Raw genomic sequence first — 17189 nt, 5'->3', positions numbered from 1 at the left:
CGCCGGTTCAGGCCGGAAAGGCGTTTGGCAGGATTTCCACCTGCCCCTGCCCATCGACCAGCGCGACGTCGAACCGGCTTTCGCTCGACAGCCCGAGGGGCGCGCCCGCGAGATACTCGCCAGCCGCCGCCACGATCCTTTCGATCTGGCGCGGCGTCACGCGTTCGGCGGCGCGGTCAAAGCTTTTCGCCTTTTTCACCTCGACGAAAATCAGCACGCCGCGATGTTCGACCACCAGGTCGATCTCGCCGCCCCGGCCGCGCCAGCGCCGCGCCGCGATGGTCCCGCCCTGCCGCTGGTACTGGCGGGCCACGCACTCCTCGGCCGCGAGGCCCGAATGATAGGCGACCGTTCCGCTCATTTTCCATCCTCCAGCGCCAGCGCGGCCTGGTAGACCTGGCGGCGCGGCAGGTTCAGCGCGGCAGAGACCTCGGCCACCGCATCCTTGACCGACAGCCGGTCGAGCGCCGCCCGGAGCGCGGCTTCGAGCGTCGCGTCATCGGCCGTCTCCGTGCCGCCCCGGTCGATGACGAGCACGATCTCGCCCTTCACCTGCCGGCTGTCGAAATCCGCCGCCAGCGCGCCCAGCGCGCCGCGGCTGACCTCCTCGAACCGTTTGGTCAGCTCGCGGCAGACCGCCGCCTGACGGTCCTCTCCCCAGACGTCGCGCAATTCGGCTAACAGCCGGTTAATCCGCTTGGGCGATTCATACAAAACGATGGTTGCGTCGAGCCCCTTGAGGCCTTGCCACTGTGCCGCGCGCGCGCTGGCCTGCACCGGGGGGAACCCGGCGAAAAACACCCGGTCTGTGGGCAGCCCCGACACCGAAAGCGCCGCCAGCAGCGCCGACGGCCCCGGCGCGGCGATGACCTTGTGCCCTTCGTCGACGGCTGCCCGCACCAGTTGGTAGCCCGGATCGGCGACCAGCGGCGTGCCCGCCTCGCTGACATAGGCCACCGCCCGCCCGGCGGCGATATCGCCGATCAGGCGGGCGCGCGCGGCAGGCCCGCTGTGGTCGTGATAGGCCACCACCGGACGCCCGCCCAGCGCCACGCCATGGATCTGCATCAGGTGCCGCGCGGTGCGCGTGTCCTCGGCGGCGATCACGTCGGCCGAGGCGAGAATGTCGAGCGCGCGCAATGTGATATCGCGCGCCGCGCCGATCGGCGTCGCCACAAGGTAGAGCCCGGGCGCCAGCGGGCCTGTCTCGATCTGCATCGCCACCTCGTCGGATGTCGGTCGTTTACTTGCCCAGCCGATACGCTTAGGCTGCCGCCGCAACAACCCGGCCCCGCCCTGCGGCTGCAAGGAGAGTGACATGATCGCCCGTTCCCGCCCCTTCCGCAACCCGCTGATCGGGCTTGTCGCGATGCTGTCCGCCCTGGTTCTGGCCGGCTGCGATCCGGTGGCCGTGGGCGGTGGCGGGCCGCGGATCGACGCGCGCGCGCCGGTGCCCGTGGCGCTGCTGGTGCCCGGCGGCTCGACCCAGGGCGAGGACGAGGTACTGGCCCGCAGCCTGCGCAACGCCGCCGAACTGGCGGCCTCGGACCTCGACGGGGTCGAGATCGACCTGCGCGTCTACAACACCGCGGGCTCGGCGGCGCAGGCGGCCTCGGCCGCGACGCGCGCCGTCGAGGAGGGCGCCAAGATCATCCTCGGGCCGGTCTACGCCCAGTCGGCCAATGCCGCTGGCAGGGCCGCGGCCGCCCGCAACGTCAATGTCCTGGCCTTTTCCAACAATACAAGCATCGCCGGCGGCAATGTCTTCGTACTGGGCCCGACCTTCCAGAACACCGCCGACCGGCTGTCGCGGTTCGCCCTGTCCCGCGGCAGGAACGCGATCATGGTCGTCCACGAGCGCAATGTCGCGGGCGAGGCCGGGCGCGCCGCGATCACCAGCGCGGTGCAGGGCGCGGGCGGGCGCGTGGCATCCGTCGAATCCTACGAATTCTCGCAGAACGGGGTGGTCGACGCCGTGTCCCGCATCGCCGGCAGCGCCAGGTCCACCGGGGCCGATGCGATCTTCTTCACCGCCGACACGGCGGGGGCGCTGCCGCTCTTGACCCAACTGTTGCCTGAGAACGGGGTGGACCCGCAGACGATACAGTTCATCGGCCTTACCCGCTGGGACATTCCGCCCGCCACTCTGGCCCTGCCGGGGGTTCAGGGGGCGTGGTTCGCGCTGCCCGATCCGCAACTCAGCAACCGGTTCTACAGCCGCTACACCGAAGCCTTCGGTGAGGCGCCCCATTCCATCGCCGGGCTCGCCTATGACGCGATCGCGGCGGTGGGCGCGCTGGTCCAGCGCGACCAGTCCAACGCCCTGACCGCGGCGGCCCTGACTCAGGCGTCGGGCTTTGTCGGCGTCAACGGCGTGTTCCGCCTTCGCCCCGACGGCACCAACCAACGCGGCCTCGCCGTCGCGCAAATCAGCAACAACCAGGTGGTCGTGATTGATCCTGCCCCTAGAAGCTTCGGCGGCGCCGGCTACTGAGCCGCGCACCGACGACCCGACGATACCAGCAGCGCCGGACGGGCTGGCCTGCCCGGCACCCGACATCTTCGACCTCGGCGCGTTTCGCGCCTTGATGGCAGACGCCTGCGCAGAGGGTTTGCAGCCACGCGCGGTGCGCGACATGGCGGTCAAGCACCTGTTGGCGGCCCGCACGCGCGGAATGGACGCGATCTCCGCGGCGTTCGAGGCAAGGCCCTTCGACGCCCGGCCCACCGTGCGCAGCTACACCTACCTGACCGATGCCCTGGTCGGCGCCGCGCTGGAGGTTTGCACCCGCTACCTGCACCCGCTGCCCAACCCCACCGAGGGCGAGCGCATCGCGGTGCTGGCCGTGGGCGGCTATGGGCGGGGCGAGATGGCGCCCTTTTCCGACGTCGATCTGCTGTTTCTGACCCCCTACAAGATCACCCCCTGGGCCGAGAGCCTGATCGAGTCGATGCTCTACATCCTGTGGGATCTGCGGCTGAAGGTGGGCCATGCCAGCCGCACGGTGAAGGATTGCCTGCGGCTGGGGCGCGACGACTACACGATCCGCACCTCGCTGCTTGAGCTGCGCTTTCTCGGCGGGCACGAACCCCTGGCCGCCGAGCTGAAGGACAGGCTCTGGAGCGACCTTTTCGCCTCGACCGCATCGGATTTCATCGAGGCCAAGCTCTCGGAACGGGCCGAACGTCACCGCAAGCAGGGCGGCCAGCGCTACGTGCTGGAGCCCAACGTGAAAGAGGGCAAGGGCGGGCTGCGCGACCTGCAATCGCTCTACTGGATCGCCAAGTACGTCCACCGGGTGGACAGCGTGGCCGAACTGGCCCGCGTCGGCGTGTTTACCGAGGAAGAGCTGCAAAGCTTTGACCGGGCCGAGAACTTTCTTTGGGCGGTGCGCTGCCACATGCACCTGATATCGGGCCGCGCGATGGACCAGCTGACCTTCGACATCCAGGTCGAGGTGGCCAGCCGCATGGGCTATGCCGACCGGGCCGGGCGCCGGGCGGTCGAGCATTTCATGCAGGACTATTTCCGTCACGCCACCACCGTGGGCGAGCTGACGCGCATCTTCCTGACCGCGCTGGAAGCAGCCCATGTCAAGAAGGCGCCGATGCTGCTGGGGCTCTGGCGGCGCAAACGCAAGGTCAAGGAGGGCTATGTCGTCGTCCAGAACCGGCTGAACGTCGAAGACCCCGAGCAGTTTACCCAAGACAAGCTGAACATCCTGCGGCTCTTCGAAGAGGCGCTGCGGACGGGCATGCTGATCCATCCCGAAGCGATGCGGCTGGTCGCCGCAAACCTGGACAAGATCGACGACGACATGCGCAACGACCCCGAGGCGCGGCGCATCTTCCTCGATCTGATGCTGAAGCACGGCAATCCCGAACGGGGGCTCAGGCGGATGAACGAGCTCGGCGTGCTCGCCGCCTTCATCCCCGAGTTCGAGCCCATCGTGGCGATGATGCAGTTCAACGTCTACCACCACTACACGGTGGACGAGCACACCATCCAGTGCATCTCGACACTGGCCAAGATCGAGCGCGAAGAGCTGGTCGAGGAACTGCCCATCGCCAGCCGCATCCTCCAGAACGGCGTTGACCGCAAGGTGCTGTACGTCGCGCTGCTGCTGCACGACATCGGCAAGGGCCGGCCCGACGACCATTCGGTGCTGGGGGCACAGATCGCGCGCAAGGTGGCGCCGCGGCTGGGGCTGAAGGCCGAGGATTGCGAGACCGTCGAGTGGCTGGTGCGGTATCACCTGCTGATGTCGGACATGGCGCAAAAGCGCGATCTGTCCGACCCGCGCACGGTGCGTGATTTCGCCAAGGCAGTGAAGACCAAGAAGCGGCTGGACCTGCTGACAGTGCTGACCGTCTGCGACATCATCGGCGTCGGGCCGGGCACCTGGAACAACTGGAAGGCCCAGTTGCTGCGCAGCCTTTACCGCGAAACCGCCCAGGCGCTGGAAACCGGGCTGGAGGCCGTCAACCGCGAAAAGCGCGAGGCCGAGGCCAAGCGCGCGCTGCGCGCCGCCCTGCCCGACTGGGAAAAGAAGGACCTGCGCGCCGAGACCGGGCGCCACTACGGCCCCTACTGGCAGGGGCTGGCCACCGACACGCAGGTGGTCTTTGCCAACCTGCTGCGCGGCATCACCGACGACGAGATCCGCATCGACCTGGACGAAGACGCCGATCACGACGCCACGCGGGCCTGTTTCGCGCTGGCCGACCATCCGGGCATCTTCTCGCGGCTGGCGGGCGCGCTGGCGCTGGTCGGCGCCAACGTGGTGGACGCGCGCACCTATACCACCAAGGACGGCTACGCGACCGCCGTGTTCTGGATCCAGGATGCCGACGGCGCACCCTACGAGGCCGCGCGCCTGACCAAGCTGCGCGCGACGATAGAAAAGACGCTGATGGGCAAGATCATGGCGCGGGAAAAGCTGGCCGACCGCGACAAGCTGAAAAAGCGCGAGCGCGGCTTCCGCTTCCCGACCTCGATCGCCTTCGACAATGAAGGCTCCGAGATCTACACGATCATCGAGGTCGACACCCGCGACCGGCCCGGCCTTTTGTACGATCTCACGCGGGTTCTTGCCAACAACAACATCTACATCGCCTCGGCCGTGATCGCGACCTACGGCGCGCAGGTCGTCGACAGCTTTTACGTGAAGGACATGTTCGGGCTGAAGCTCTATTCCCGCGCGCGCCGCGAGGCGCTTGAGAAAAAGCTGCGCGCAGCCATCGAACGCGGCGACGACCGGGCCCGATCCTGATGCTGCCCATCCGGCTGGTTTCGGGCTTTTTGACCGTGGGCGGCTGGACGATGGCCAGCCGGGTACTGGGTTTCGTGCGCGACGTGCTGATCGCGGCTTTCCTCGGGACGGGGCCGGCGCATCAGGCCTTCGTCATTGCCTTTTCGCTGCCGAACCTGTTTCGCCGCTTCTTCGCCGAGGGCGCGTTCAACATGGCCTTCGTGCCGATGTTCTCGAAGCGGCTGGAAACGGGCGAGGACGCGCTGGGATTTGCCCGCGACGCTTTTTCGGCGCTGGGCGGGCTGTTGGTGGTTTTCACCCTGGCGGCGCAGGCGGCCATGCCCTGGCTGGTGCTGGCCATGGCCAGCGGGTTCCGCGGGGCCGAGCAGTTCGACCTGTCGGTGCTCTACGGGCGCATCGCCTTTCCCTACATCCTGTTCATATCGCTCGCCGCGCTGTTGTCGGGCGTGCTGAACGCCACCGGGCGCTTCGCCGCCGCCGCGGCCGCGCCGGTTCTCTTGAACGTGCTTTTCATCGGCGCGATCGGCGGCGCGGCGGCGCTGGGCGCAGATGTGGCAATGGCCTTGGTCTGGGCTGTTCCGGTGGCCGGCGCCGCGCAGCTGGCACTGGTCTGGTGGGCCGCGCGCAAGGCCGGGTTTTCACTGGTCCCGCACCGCCCGCGCCTGACGCCCGAGCTCAAGCGTCTGTCGATCATCGCCGCGCCCGCGGTGCTGGCCGGCGGCGTGGTACAGATCAATTTGCTGATCGGCCGGCAGGTCGCCAGCTATTTCGACAGCGCGGTCTCGTGGCTCTACAACGCCGACCGGCTGTACCAGCTGCCGCTGGGCGTGGTCGCCATCGCCATCGGCGTGGTGCTGCTGCCGGACCTGTCGCGCCGGCTGGCCGCCGGCGACGAGGACGGCGGGCGCGCCTCGTTCAGCCGCGCCACCGAGTTTGCGCTGATGCTGACCATCCCCGCCGCGGTGGCGCTGGTGGCGATCCCGGCGCCGCTGGTCTCGGTCCTGTTCGAGCGCGGCGCCTTCAAGCCCGAGGACACCGTGCCGACCGCGCTGGCCGTTGCGGTCTACGGCGCGGGCCTGCCGGCCTTCGTGCTGCAAAAGGTGCTGCAACCGCTGTTTTTTGCGCGCGCCGACACGCGGCGGCCATTCTACTACGCGACGATGTCGATGGTGGTGAACGCCGTGATCGCCATCGGGCTGGCGCCGTTCGTGGGGTTTATCGCGGCGGCCATCGGAACCACGGTCGCGGCCTGGGCGATGGTGGTTCAGCTTTGGCTGGGGTCGCGGGACATGGGCCGCGCCGCGGGGCTGGACGACCGGTTCGTGGCGCGCGCCCCGCGCATCGTGGCGGCCTCGGCCCTGATGGGCGGCTGCCTGTTGCTGGGCCAGTGGGCGCTGGGCCCCTGGCTGGGCACGGCGGGCTGGCGCTATCTCGCGCTTCTGGCGCTGATCGGGGTCGGCATCGTCAGCTATTTCGGCGCGGGCGCGCTGCTGGGCGCGTTCCGCACCGCCGATTTCCGCGCCGCGCTGCGCCGTCAGCGCTGACGCAGCCTGGCCAGCACCCGCTGCCATCCCCCGGGGCTCACCACGAAAGACAGCACGAAGCCGGTGCAGAACCCGGTGAGATCGGCCAGCCAATCGTTGCCGGCCCCGAAGAACAGGCCAAAGACCAGTTGCAGCCCCATCAACACCCCGATCAGGGTGAAGGCACGGTACTGGCTCTCGCCCAGCGCCCCGAGGCGCACCCACATCACGAAGGTATAGGCCCCGATCAGCCCGTAGACGGCCGGAAACCCGCCGATCAGCGGCATCGCATCGTCGAGAAGCAGCCCATAGGCCAGCGCGCCGGCGACGCCCGACGCGAAAAAGAGCAACAGCACCGCCCAGGCACGAAAGATCTCGCCCACCATCTTGCCCAGCGCCAGCAGGAAAACCGTGACGAAGATCGCATGGGTAAAGCTTGCATGGACGAAGAGATAGCTCACGAAGCGCAAGACATGCTCGGGCGGCCACGTACCGCGCGCGATCATCCACTCCAGCACCGGGCCCGAGAAACCGAACCGTTCGATCGCCTCCAGCCGCCAGCCCACCGCCGACGGACCGCCGACAAGGCCAGCCGCGCCCGCGCCCAGGACCACCTCCATCGCAATGATCGGCAGGGCAAGCGCCCAGACCACCGGGGGCAGCGGGTTCAGGGCGGAGGCATTGGGATCGGGCTGCATCGGCGCGGGCCTTTGGTTGACGGGCTTTGCGGCCATGGGTAAGCGAGCGGGGCAACGAATGCCAGTCGGAGACTGCACCATGGCCGAGCCCGCCTTCACCCCGCGCGTCTTTTCCGGCATCCAGCCCTCGGGCGGGCTGACGCTGGGAAATTACCTGGGCGCGCTCAAGCGCTTTGTCGACACCCAGGAAAGCGGCGGGATCGAAACGATCTATTGCCTCGTCGACCTGCACGCGATCACCGTCTGGCAGGATCCCGAAAAGCTGACGCGCGCGACGCGCGAAATGGCCGCAGGCTTTCTCGCCTCCGGCGTCGACCCGGCAAAGTCGATCCTGTTCAACCAGTCCCAGGTGCCCGCCCATGCGCAACTGGCCTGGATCTTCAACTGCGTCGCCCGGCTGGGCTGGATGCAGCGGATGACCCAGTTCAAGGACAAGGCCGGCAAGAATTCCGAGAATGTCTCGCTGGGTCTGTTCGGCTATCCGGCTCTGATGGCCGCCGACATCCTTGTCTACCATGCCACCCACGTGCCCGTAGGCGAGGACCAGAAGCAGCATGTAGAGCTGACCCGCGACATCGCGATCAAGTTCAACAACGATTACGGCGTCGAGTTCTTCCCGGTACCCGAGCCGGTGATCGAGGGCGCCGCCACCCGGGTGATGAGCCTGCGCGACGGCTCCAAGAAGATGTCGAAATCCGACCCTTCGGACATGAGCCGGATCAACCTCACCGACGACCCCGACACCATTTCCAAGAAGATCCGCAAGGCCAAGACCGACCCCGAGCCCCTGCCGGAGACGGTGGAGGGACTCGACGGCAGGCCCGAGGCGCGCAACCTCGTGAATATCTACGCCGCCCTCGCCGAGCTGACGCCGGAGCAGGTGATCGCCGAACATGGCGGCCAGCAATTCGGCACGTTCAAGCCCTCGCTCGCCGATCTGGCGGTGGCCAAGCTCTCGCCTCTGACCGCAGAAATGGGCCGGCTGATGCAGGACCCGGCCGAGATCGACCGCATCCTCGCCGACGGCGCCCGGCGGGCCGACGCGATCGCCGCGCCGATCCTGCAAAAGACCTACGAGATCGTCGGCATGATCGGCGCCCGCAGCTAGGCCAATGGGCGCGGGATGGGCCGCTCCGGGCTGCGCCCATCCTGCCGCTTCGTGCGCCGCTTTCGCCCATCCGTTGCTCGGCGGTTGCCCGGTGCGCGGCGGGCCGGGCTCGGGCCGCGTCGATCCCTGCGGGGCCGTGCCGGCGCCGCTGTGGCGCAGGCCGGCCAGATGCCCCCCACGTTACCCAAACGTCATGAAACGGTCATTGCGGCGACTCCCTGGCCCGGCACCCTGACACCACTGTGCCGAGGGCCGGGCCGCCTCACTCAAGGCAGGACGCGCGCGTCCGTCCCCGCCACCCGAAACCGCGCGCGACCGTCCCCCGCCCTGCCCCGCGGCCCGGCCTCGGCCCGGCGTCCCCAGCCCCGGCTGGGGGCGCACCCATGCCGCGGAGCGCGGGGCTGGACGAGGGTAGGGGGCGGGTCTAGTGTGCGCCCGCACTCGAGGAGAACCCTGATGGCGACCGGCACCAACATCCGCACCTATTTCGAGGGAACATGGCACCGCGGCGATGTGCCGATCATGCGCGCCGCCGACCACGGGTCGTGGCTGGGCACGACGGTGTTCGACGGTGCGCGCTATTTCGAAGGTCTCGCGCCCGACCTGATGGCCCATTGCGAGCGCGTGAACCGCTCGGCCGAGGCGCTGATGATCACGCCGACGATCACTGCCCGGGACATGCACGACATCGTCTGGGAGGGGCTGAAGACCTATCCCGCCGACGCCGCGGTCTATGTCCGGCCGATGTACTGGGCGCTCGAGGGTGACTTCCTCGGCATCGTCCCGAAACCCGACGCCACCGGCTTCGCCATCTGCCTGGAAGAAATCCCGATGGCCCCGGCGGGCAGCTCGACCACGATCACCACCACGCGCTACCACCGGCCCATCCTGGCCGACAACGTGGTCAACGCCAAGGCCGGCTGCCTCTACCCCAACAACGCGCGCATGCTGGCCGAGGCCCGCGCCAAGGGTTTTGGCAACGCGCTGGTGGCCGACGCGATGGGCAACGTCGCCGAAAGTGCCACGGCGAACGTGTTCATGGTGCGCGACGGAGAGGTCTTCACCCCCATCCCCAACGGCACCTTCCTGGCCGGCATCACAAGGGCCCGCCATATCGCCAATCTCAAGGCCGAGGGGGTCACGGTGCACGAAACGGTTCTGGGCTTCGACGATTTTCGCACCGCCGACGAGGTTTTCCTGTCGGGCAACCTGATGAAGGTCACGCCCGTGAAAGCCTTCGACGAGGTGCAGTACCAACCAGGCCCGATGACCCGGCGGGTCCGCGACCTTTACTGGGACTGGGCGCGCTCGGCCAAGTAGCGCCCCCTGCCCGGCCGGCCGCCGCCTGGCCTGCGTTGCGACATGGGTATTTGGACCAAGAAGAAGCGGCTTGCAGTTCTTCTTGGTCCAAATACCCGAAATCCCGAACCGCGGAGCCGCCGCCGGCTGCGGCAAGTGCGCCGACAGCGGGAGTTGCCACGGGACCCCGGCTCGGCCATGCTGTCGACCGGGTTGCGGGAGGATCGGATGCGCAAGTTTCTCGTCGTGCTCGACGACAGCCGCGAATGCCTGAACGCGATGCGTTTCGCCGCGATGCGGGCGGCCAAGACGAAGGGCGGAGTGCAGATCCTGTCGGTGATCCCGCCCGAAGAGTTCAATCATTGGATCGGCGTGGGCGATCTGATGCGCGAAGAGGCGCGCGAGCGGATCGAGGCGCATTTCGAGGTCTTCGCCAAATGGATGCGCGACAAGCAGGGCATCGACCCCGAGCTTGTGATCCGCGAGGGCGAGGCGGTGCCCGAGATCCTGGCGCAGATCCGCGAGGATGGCGATGTCGGCGTCCTGGTGCTGGGGGCGGGCACCGGCAAGGCCGGGCCGGGCCCGCTGGTCATGCAACTGACCAAGAGCGCCGGCAGCCTGCCCGTGCCGATTACGGTTGTGCCGGGCGAGCTGTCGAAAGAGGGGCTGGAGGCGGTCTGCTGATCGTTTTAGAATGGCTCTAAACTTGACATCCGCCGGGTGCGAGCGCATATCCGAGTGGAAAGCTAAGGAATAGGCGCATGTTTATCCAGACCGAGTCCACCCCCAACCCCGCAACGCTGAAATTCCTGCCGGGCCAGGCCGTGCTTGAGGCGGGCACCGCCGATTTCCCGGGCCCCGAGGGGGCCGCGGGTTCGCCGCTGGCGCAGCGTATCTTTGCCGTCGAGGGTGTACGCGGGGTCTTTCTGGGCACCGATTTCGTGACGGTGACCAAGGACGAGGCGACCGCGTGGGAACATATCAAGCCCGCACTTTTGGGCGCGATCATGGAGCATTACCAGTCGGGCCAGCCCGCGATCATCGGCGAGGCCGAGGCGGCCCATGCCGCGCATGACGGTCCCGATTCCGAGATCGTGAACCAGATCAAGCAATTGCTCGACACCCGCGTCCGGCCCGCCGTGGCGCAGGATGGCGGCGACATCACCTTCCACGGCTTCGACCGGGGCGTGGTCTACCTGCATATGCAGGGCGCCTGCGCGGGCTGCCCGTCCTCGACGCTGACGCTCAAGATGGGCATCGAGAACCTGCTGCGCCATTACATCCCCGAGGTGACCGAGGTGCGGCCCGTCGCCGAGTGATGCAAGGGAAGGGCGGGCTCGCCCCGAACGTTCTGGCCTTCGACACCAGCCTGCCGCAGATTTCCGCGGCGGTGATGTGGCGCGATGTGCTGGCCGAGCGCGAGGAGGCGATGCAGCGCGGCCAGGCCGAGCGGCTGATGCCGCTTCTGGAAGAGTTGCTGGCCGAGGCCGGGGGAAGCTGGCGCGATCTTGATCTTATCGCCGTAGGCATCGGCCCGGGCAATTTCACCGGCACACGCATTTCCGTGGCCGCCGCGCGGGGGCTGGCGCTGGGCCTTGGCATCCCGGCCATCGGTGTGTCGATGTTCGAGGCGCTGCTGGACTGGGACGGGCCGCTGTACCAACCCGCCGAAATCCTCAGCCTGGAGGCGCCGCGCGGCCGGGCCTTCATCCAGCATTTCCGCTATGGCAACCCCCAGTCCCCACCGCGCCTGGTCGATCCCGCCCATCCGCCGGCCGATATCGAGCTGCCCGTGAACATGGTCGTGCGCGGCTTTCGCGCCGACGAGATCGCGCGCCCGTTCCACGCGGCGTTCGAAGTTCTCGGCCCGTCGCGGGTGGCCGCCCACATGGCGCGCATCGCCGAGGCTCGCTGGCGCGAAAAGGGCTTCGACCGAAGCGCGCGGCCCGCGCCGCTCTACGTGCGGCCCGCCGACGCCGCGCCGCCCTCCGACCCGCCGCCCATGATCCTCGATGACGCCTGAGGCGCTGGCCGCGTTGCATGCGCTGTGCTTCAGCCACCCGCGGCCGTGGTCGGCCGGCGAATTCTCTGCGCTGCTGGCATCGCCGGGCGTCTTTCTTTGTGACGGAGAACACAGCTTTGCCCTGGGCCGGGCGCTGGCCGGCGAGGCAGAGCTGTTGACGCTGGCCGTGCACCCGGGCGCCCGGCGCGCGGGGCTGGGCCGGGCGCGGCTGGCGGCGTTCGAGGCCGGGGCGCGGGCGCGCGGCGCCGAGGACGCGTTTCTGGAAGTTGCTGCGGACAACGGCCCGGCCCTGGCGCTTTACCGCGATGCGGGCTATCGGCAGGTCGGGGCGCGCCCCGGCTATTACGTCAGGCCGGACGGCGCGCGCATCGACGCGCTGACCCTGCGCAAGGCTCTGCCGCCCGAGGATCGAGGAATCGGTTGACGGTCTCGGGGCGCTGCGGCCTTAATTGGTTCAGCTTACGAGGCTTTGGCCCGCCCTGCGCGAGGTCGCCATCGAAATACCAACCGGGAGTAATCTCATGAGCCTGATCACCAAAATTCTGGGCACGGCCGCAGCAGTCGCCATCGGGGCGGGGGCCGCGTTGGCCGAGCCGGCCATGATCTACGACCTCGGCGGCAAGTTCGACAAATCCTTCAACGAGGCCGCCTTTGGCGGCGCCGAGCGGTGGAGCGAGGAAACCGGCGGCAGCTACCGCGAGATCGAGCTGCAATCCGAGGCCCAGCGCGAACAGGCGCTGCGCCGCTTTGCCGAGGCTGGGCTGAACCCCATCGTGATGGCGGGCTTTGCCTTCGGGTCGGTGCTGGAAGAGGTGGCGCCCGATTATCCGGATACCAAGTTCCAGATCATCGACATGGTGGTTGAAGCCGACAACGTGCGGTCGCTGGTGTTTTCCGAACACGAGGGCAGCTATCTGGTGGGCATGATGGCCGCCATGGCGTCCGAGACCGGCACCGTGGGCTTCGTCGGCGGCATGGACATTCCGCTGATCCGCAAATTCGCCTGCGGCTACGTGCAGGGCGTCATGGCCGCCAACCCCGACGCGACGGTGATCCAGAACATGACGGGCACCACGCCCGCGGCTTGGAACGACCCGGTGAAGGGCGGCGAGCTGACCCGCGCGCAGATCAGCCAGGGCGCGGACGTGATCTATGCCGCGGCGGGCGGTACCGGCGTGGGCGTGCTGCAGACCGCCGCCGACGAGGACATCCTCTCGATCGGGGTGGACAGCAACCAGAACTACCTGCACCCCGGCCAGGTTCTTACCTCGATGGTCAAGCGCGTCGACGTGGCCGTCTACGACGCGTTCAAGGCAGGCCCCGATCTGGAAACCGGCGTTTTCGTTCTGGGCCTCGCCGAAGGCGGCGTGGACTACGCGGTGGACGAACATAACGAGGACCTGCTCACCGAAGAGATGATCGCCGCGGTGGAGGACGCCAAGGCCAAGATCATCGCGGGCGAGCTGGTCGTGCACGACTACATGTCCGACAACACCTGCCCGGTGAAATAAGCCCCGATGCCGGGGGCGGACACGGCCGAGGGGCGGCAGACCGCCGCCCCGGCGATCGAGCTACGCGGGATTTCCAAGGCCTTCGGGCCGGTTCAGGCGAACCGGGATATCTCGCTCAAGGTGATGCCCGGCACCATCCACGGGATCGTCGGCGAAAACGGCGCGGGCAAATCCACGCTGATGTCGATCCTCTACGGTTTTTACAAGGCGGATGCGGGCGAGATTTTCGTGGGCGGGCAAAAGACCCTGATCCCCGACAGCCAGGCGGCGATCAAGGCCGGCATCGGCATGGTGTTTCAGCATTTCAAGCTGGTGCAGAATTTCACCGTTCTGGAAAACGTGATCCTGGGGGTGGAAGAGGGCGCACGGCTGAAGGCGTCTCTGGCCAAGGCGCGGGGCAGCCTGAAACGGCTGGCCGAGGAATACGAACTGAACGTCGACCCCGATGCCAAGATCGAGGACCTATCGGTCGGCCACCAGCAGCGGGTCGAAATCCTCAAGGCGCTTTACCGGCAGGCCGATATCCTGATCCTGGACGAGCCGACGGGCGTGCTGACCCCGGCCGAGGCGGACCATTTGTTCCGCATCCTCGACAACCTCAAGGCCGAGGGAAAGACCATCGTTCTGATCACCCACAAGCTGCGCGAGATCATGGCGGTGACCGACACGGTCAGCGTGATGCGCCGGGGCGAGATGACGGCAACGCTGGAAACCGCCACCACCAGCCCCGAAGAACTGGCCGAGCTGATGGTGGGCCGCAAGGTGCTGCTGCGCGTCGACAAGAAACCGGCGCAGCCCGGGCAGACCGTGCTGGAGGTCGAGGATCTGCACGTCACCGACGAGGACGGGGTGGCCCGGCTGAAGGGTGTGTCGTTCCATGTGCGGGCGGGTGAGATCCTAGGCATCGCGGGGGTCGCGGGCAACGGACAGTCGCACCTGCTGGAGGTGCTGGGCGGAGTGCGCGAGGCCACCGGCCGAATCCGCGTGAACGGGCAGGACATCGACCTGACCGGCAAGCATTCAGACGGCCGCTCGCGCCGGGCGCGCGGCATCGCCCATGTGCCCGAGGACCGCCAGCGCCAGGGTCTGGTGATGGCGTTCAAGGCCTGGGAAAACATGATCCTGGGCTATCACCACGACCCGGCCTACCAGAAGAACCGGTTCCTGATGGACAACGCGGCGATCCGCACCGAAAGCGCCGCCAGTATGCAACGTTTCGACGTGCGCCCACCGAACCCGAACCTTGCGGCGCGCAACTTTTCCGGCGGCAACCAGCAAAAGATCGTGCTGGCCCGCGAGATCGAGCGCAGCCCCGACCTGCTGCTCGTCGGCCAACCCACCCGCGGCGTCGATATCGGCGCGATCGAGTTCATCCACCAGAGCATTCTCGACCTGCGCGATGCCGGCAAGGCGATCCTGCTGGTCAGCGTCGAGCTGGAGGAAATCCTGTCGATGTCCGACCGCATCGCGGTGATCTTCGATGGTCTGATCATGGGCGAACGCCTGCCGGACGAGACCGACGAGAAAGAGCTGGGCCTCTTGATGGCGGGCATCACCGATACCGAGGCCCCGCCCGATTTCGAGACCATCGAGGCCGCGCTGGACGCCGCCGCCGGGCCGGGGGACGCGCCCCATGGATAAGATGCCGCGCTGGGCCGATATCGTGCTGATCCCGGTGTTCAGCCTGGTACTGGCGTTCCTGCTGTCGGGCCTGGTGATCGTGGCCATCGGCGAAGACCCGGTGGCCGCCGTCAAATTGATGGTGACCGGCGCGCTGGGCTCGACCTATGGCTGGGGTTACACGCTCTACTACGCCACCAATTTCCTGTTCACCGGGCTGGCCTTCGCGGTGGCCAATCACGCGCGGCTTTTCAATATCGGGGCCGAGGGGCAGGCGACGCTGGGGGGGCTTGGCGTCGCGTTTGTCTGCCTTGCCATCCCCTGGCCGCACTGGGCGCTGGCTCTGCCCGCAGCGATCATCGGCGGGGCGCTGTTCGGGGCCGCATGGGCGTTCCTGCCCGCGTGGCTGCAGGCCAAACGCGGCAGTCACATCGTGATCACCACGATCATGTTCAACTTCATCGGCGCGTCGCTATTGAATTACATGCTGGTCAACGTGATGCGGCCCACCGGGTCGATGGACCCGGCGACGGCCAGGTTTCCCCCCGGCGCGCATCTGCCCACCCTGCACGACCTTCTGGCCGTCTTCGGCATCCCGTTTTCCAAGGCCGCGCCCGCCAATATCAGCTTTCTCGTCGCCATCGCCGCCTGCGTGCTGGTCTGGCTGCTGATCTGGCGCACGCGGCTGGGCTATGAAATCCGCGCCCAGGGCCATTCGGAACCGGCGGCCGTCTATGCCGGCATCCGGCCGGTGCGCATCGTCGTGCTGGCGATGCTGATCTCGGGCGCGCTGGCGGGCTGCATGGCGGTCAACAACGTGATGGGCGAGGCCGAGCGGCTGGTGCTGAACGCGGTCGAGGGCGCGGGCTTCATCGGCATCGCGGTGGCGCTGATGGGGCGCAGCCACCCGTTCGGCGTGTTCCTCGCGGCGATCCTCTTCGGCTTTCTCTACCAGGGCGGGGCCGAGTTGGCACTCTGGACGACTATCCCGCGCGAATTGATCGTTGTGATCCAGGCGCTGGTGATCCTGTTCACCGGGGCGCTGGACAACATGGTGCGGATGCCGCTGGAAAAACTGTTCCTGTCGATGCGAAAGGGGCGCGGGTGATGGATTTCGCAACCGTTCTTCAGGTACTCGACTCCACCGTCCGGCTGGCCACGCCGCTGCTGCTGGCCTGTCTCGCCGGTCTCTTTTCCGAACGCTCGGGCATTTTCGATATCGGGCTCGAGGGCAAGATGCTGTTCGCCGCCTTCTTCTCGGCGGCCATCGCGGCGGTCACGGGCTCTGTCTGGCTGGGGCTCTTGGCCGGGATCGCCTCGTCCATGGCACTCGCAGGTATTCACGGGCTGGCCTCGATCACCTTCCGGGGCAACCAGCTGATTTCCGGCGTGGCGATCAACTTTCTCGCCGCGGGTCTGACCGTGGTGATCGCGCAGGACTGGTTTCAGCAGGGCGGGCGCACGCCCTCGCTGCTTGGCGGCGCGCGGTTCGGCCCGCTTACCCTGCCCTTCGCCGAAACCCTGCGCGACGTGCCCGTCTTCGGCCCGATCTATCACGACCTTATCTCGGGCCACACGATCCTCGTCTACGTGGCCTTCGCCATGGTGCCGCTGACCTGGTGGGTCCTATACCGCAGCCGTTTCGGCCTGCGGCTGCGCGCGGTCGGCGATGCGCCCGAGGCGGTGGATACCGCCGGCGTTTCGGTCATCCGCATGCGATTTACGGCGGTCGCGATCTGCGGCGTGCTCTGCGGCGTCGCCGGGGCCTACCTGGCCACCGCGCTGCAAGCGGGTTTCGTCAAGGACATGACCGCCGGGCGGGGCTATATCGCGCTGGCCGCGCTGATCTTTTCGAAATGGCGGCCATGGTACGCGCTGTCGGCCACGCTTCTGTTCGGGCTCTTGCAGGCGGTGGCGCTGCGCTATCAGAATATCGAAATGGGCGGTTTCGTCCTTCCGGTGCAGGTGATGGACGCGCTGCCGTATATCCTGACGGTGGTGATCCTGGCCGGCTTCGTGGGCCGGGCGATCCCGCCCCGCGCCGGCGGGTCGCCTTATGTGAAAGAGCAGTGAAACCGGCCCCGGCGCCCCGCCCCAAGCTTGCCACGGCAAGGCGCCGCGGCGTAAGGGATGA

16 protein-coding genes are annotated in these 17189 nt (G+C 67.7%); 13 read left to right on the top strand and 3 right to left on the bottom strand.

Annotation, left to right across the window (positions count from 1 at the left end; translation table 11 throughout):
* Nucleotides 1-7: 7 nt before the first annotated feature.
* A complete protein-coding gene (locus Ga0609869_RS08240) occupies nt 8-361 on the bottom strand; it encodes a YraN family protein (protein ID WP_125408617.1) in 354 nt (117 codons plus the stop codon).
* Nucleotides 358-1218 carry a 16S rRNA (cytidine(1402)-2'-O)-methyltransferase gene (gene rsmI, locus Ga0609869_RS08235; RefSeq protein WP_125408747.1) on the bottom strand — a complete coding sequence of 287 codons (861 nt, stop codon included), beginning with the start codon at nt 1216-1218 and terminating at the stop codon, nt 358-360. Before rsmI ends, Ga0609869_RS08240 begins: the two co-directional genes overlap by 4 nt.
* 100 nt (nt 1219-1318) lie before the next feature.
* On the opposite strand from rsmI, the gene Ga0609869_RS08230 reads away from it, so the two are divergent.
* The 3 genes from Ga0609869_RS08230 to murJ are packed head-to-tail and all read left to right on the top strand — an operon-like array spanning nt 1319 to nt 6817.
* Nucleotides 1319-2494 carry a penicillin-binding protein activator gene (locus Ga0609869_RS08230; RefSeq protein WP_125408616.1) on the top strand — a complete coding sequence of 392 codons (1176 nt, stop codon included), beginning with the start codon at nt 1319-1321 and terminating at the stop codon, nt 2492-2494.
* Nucleotides 2454-5273, top strand: coding sequence for a [protein-PII] uridylyltransferase (locus Ga0609869_RS08225; protein ID WP_125408615.1), 2820 nt, complete (start codon nt 2454-2456; stop codon nt 5271-5273). Before Ga0609869_RS08230 ends, Ga0609869_RS08225 begins: the two co-directional genes overlap by 41 nt.
* Nucleotides 5273-6817, top strand: a complete 1545-nt coding sequence (murJ, locus tag Ga0609869_RS08220) for a murein biosynthesis integral membrane protein MurJ (protein WP_125408614.1) — start codon at nt 5273-5275, stop codon at nt 6815-6817. The genes Ga0609869_RS08225 and murJ overlap by 1 nt, the downstream gene beginning before the upstream one ends.
* Here murJ and Ga0609869_RS08215 read toward each other — a convergent pair.
* Complete coding sequence (locus Ga0609869_RS08215; RefSeq protein ID WP_125408613.1) at nt 6808-7494, bottom strand: rhomboid family intramembrane serine protease; 687 nt, start codon at nt 7492-7494, stop codon at nt 6808-6810. The genes murJ and Ga0609869_RS08215 overlap by 10 nt on opposite strands.
* Before the next feature lie 79 nt (nt 7495-7573).
* On the opposite strand from Ga0609869_RS08215, the gene trpS reads away from it, so the two are divergent.
* From trpS to Ga0609869_RS08165, 10 genes are all read left to right on the top strand, one after another.
* Nucleotides 7574-8602 (top strand): tryptophan--tRNA ligase, encoded by a 1029-nt coding sequence (trpS, locus tag Ga0609869_RS08210; protein ID WP_125408612.1) that lies wholly within the window; start codon nt 7574-7576, stop codon nt 8600-8602.
* Nucleotides 8603-9058: 456 nt separating this feature from the next.
* Nucleotides 9059-9922 (top strand): branched-chain amino acid aminotransferase, encoded by an 864-nt coding sequence (locus Ga0609869_RS08205; RefSeq protein WP_125408611.1) that lies wholly within the window; start codon nt 9059-9061, stop codon nt 9920-9922.
* A gap of 207 nt (nt 9923-10129) precedes the next feature.
* Complete coding sequence (locus tag Ga0609869_RS08200) at nt 10130-10585, top strand: universal stress protein (RefSeq protein ID WP_125408610.1); 456 nt, start codon at nt 10130-10132, stop codon at nt 10583-10585.
* Nucleotides 10586-10662: 77 nt separating this feature from the next.
* Nucleotides 10663-11220 (top strand): NifU family protein, encoded by a 558-nt coding sequence (locus tag Ga0609869_RS08195; RefSeq protein WP_125408609.1) that lies wholly within the window; start codon nt 10663-10665, stop codon nt 11218-11220.
* On the top strand, nt 11220-11924 hold the full coding sequence (gene tsaB / locus Ga0609869_RS08190; RefSeq protein WP_125408608.1) for a tRNA (adenosine(37)-N6)-threonylcarbamoyltransferase complex dimerization subunit type 1 TsaB: 705 nt from the start codon (nt 11220-11222) through the stop codon (nt 11922-11924). Before Ga0609869_RS08195 ends, tsaB begins: the two co-directional genes overlap by 1 nt.
* Nucleotides 11914-12348, top strand: coding sequence for a GNAT family N-acetyltransferase (locus Ga0609869_RS08185; protein ID WP_125408607.1), 435 nt, complete (start codon nt 11914-11916; stop codon nt 12346-12348). The genes tsaB and Ga0609869_RS08185 overlap by 11 nt, the downstream gene beginning before the upstream one ends.
* A gap of 97 nt (nt 12349-12445) precedes the next feature.
* Complete coding sequence (locus tag Ga0609869_RS08180; RefSeq protein ID WP_125408606.1) at nt 12446-13435, top strand: BMP family lipoprotein; 990 nt, start codon at nt 12446-12448, stop codon at nt 13433-13435.
* A 6-nt stretch (nt 13436-13441) separates the two neighbouring features.
* Nucleotides 13442-15076: an ABC transporter ATP-binding protein gene (locus tag Ga0609869_RS08175; protein WP_125408605.1), complete on the top strand. Its 1635-nt coding sequence runs from the start codon at nt 13442-13444 to the stop codon at nt 15074-15076.
* Nucleotides 15069-16163 (top strand): ABC transporter permease, encoded by a 1095-nt coding sequence (locus Ga0609869_RS08170; protein WP_125408604.1) that lies wholly within the window; start codon nt 15069-15071, stop codon nt 16161-16163. Before Ga0609869_RS08175 ends, Ga0609869_RS08170 begins: the two co-directional genes overlap by 8 nt.
* Nucleotides 16163-17128 (top strand): ABC transporter permease, encoded by a 966-nt coding sequence (locus Ga0609869_RS08165; RefSeq protein ID WP_125408603.1) that lies wholly within the window; start codon nt 16163-16165, stop codon nt 17126-17128. Before Ga0609869_RS08170 ends, Ga0609869_RS08165 begins: the two co-directional genes overlap by 1 nt.
* Nucleotides 17129-17189: the final 61 nt, after the last annotated feature.

It is taken from the genome of Rhodovulum iodosum, from assembly GCF_041020385.1.
Taxonomy (GTDB): domain Bacteria; phylum Pseudomonadota; class Alphaproteobacteria; order Rhodobacterales; family Rhodobacteraceae; genus Rhodovulum; species Rhodovulum iodosum.
The sequence above is the reverse complement of the archived record's forward strand: the minus strand, read 5'-3'. Positions and strand labels throughout refer to the sequence as shown.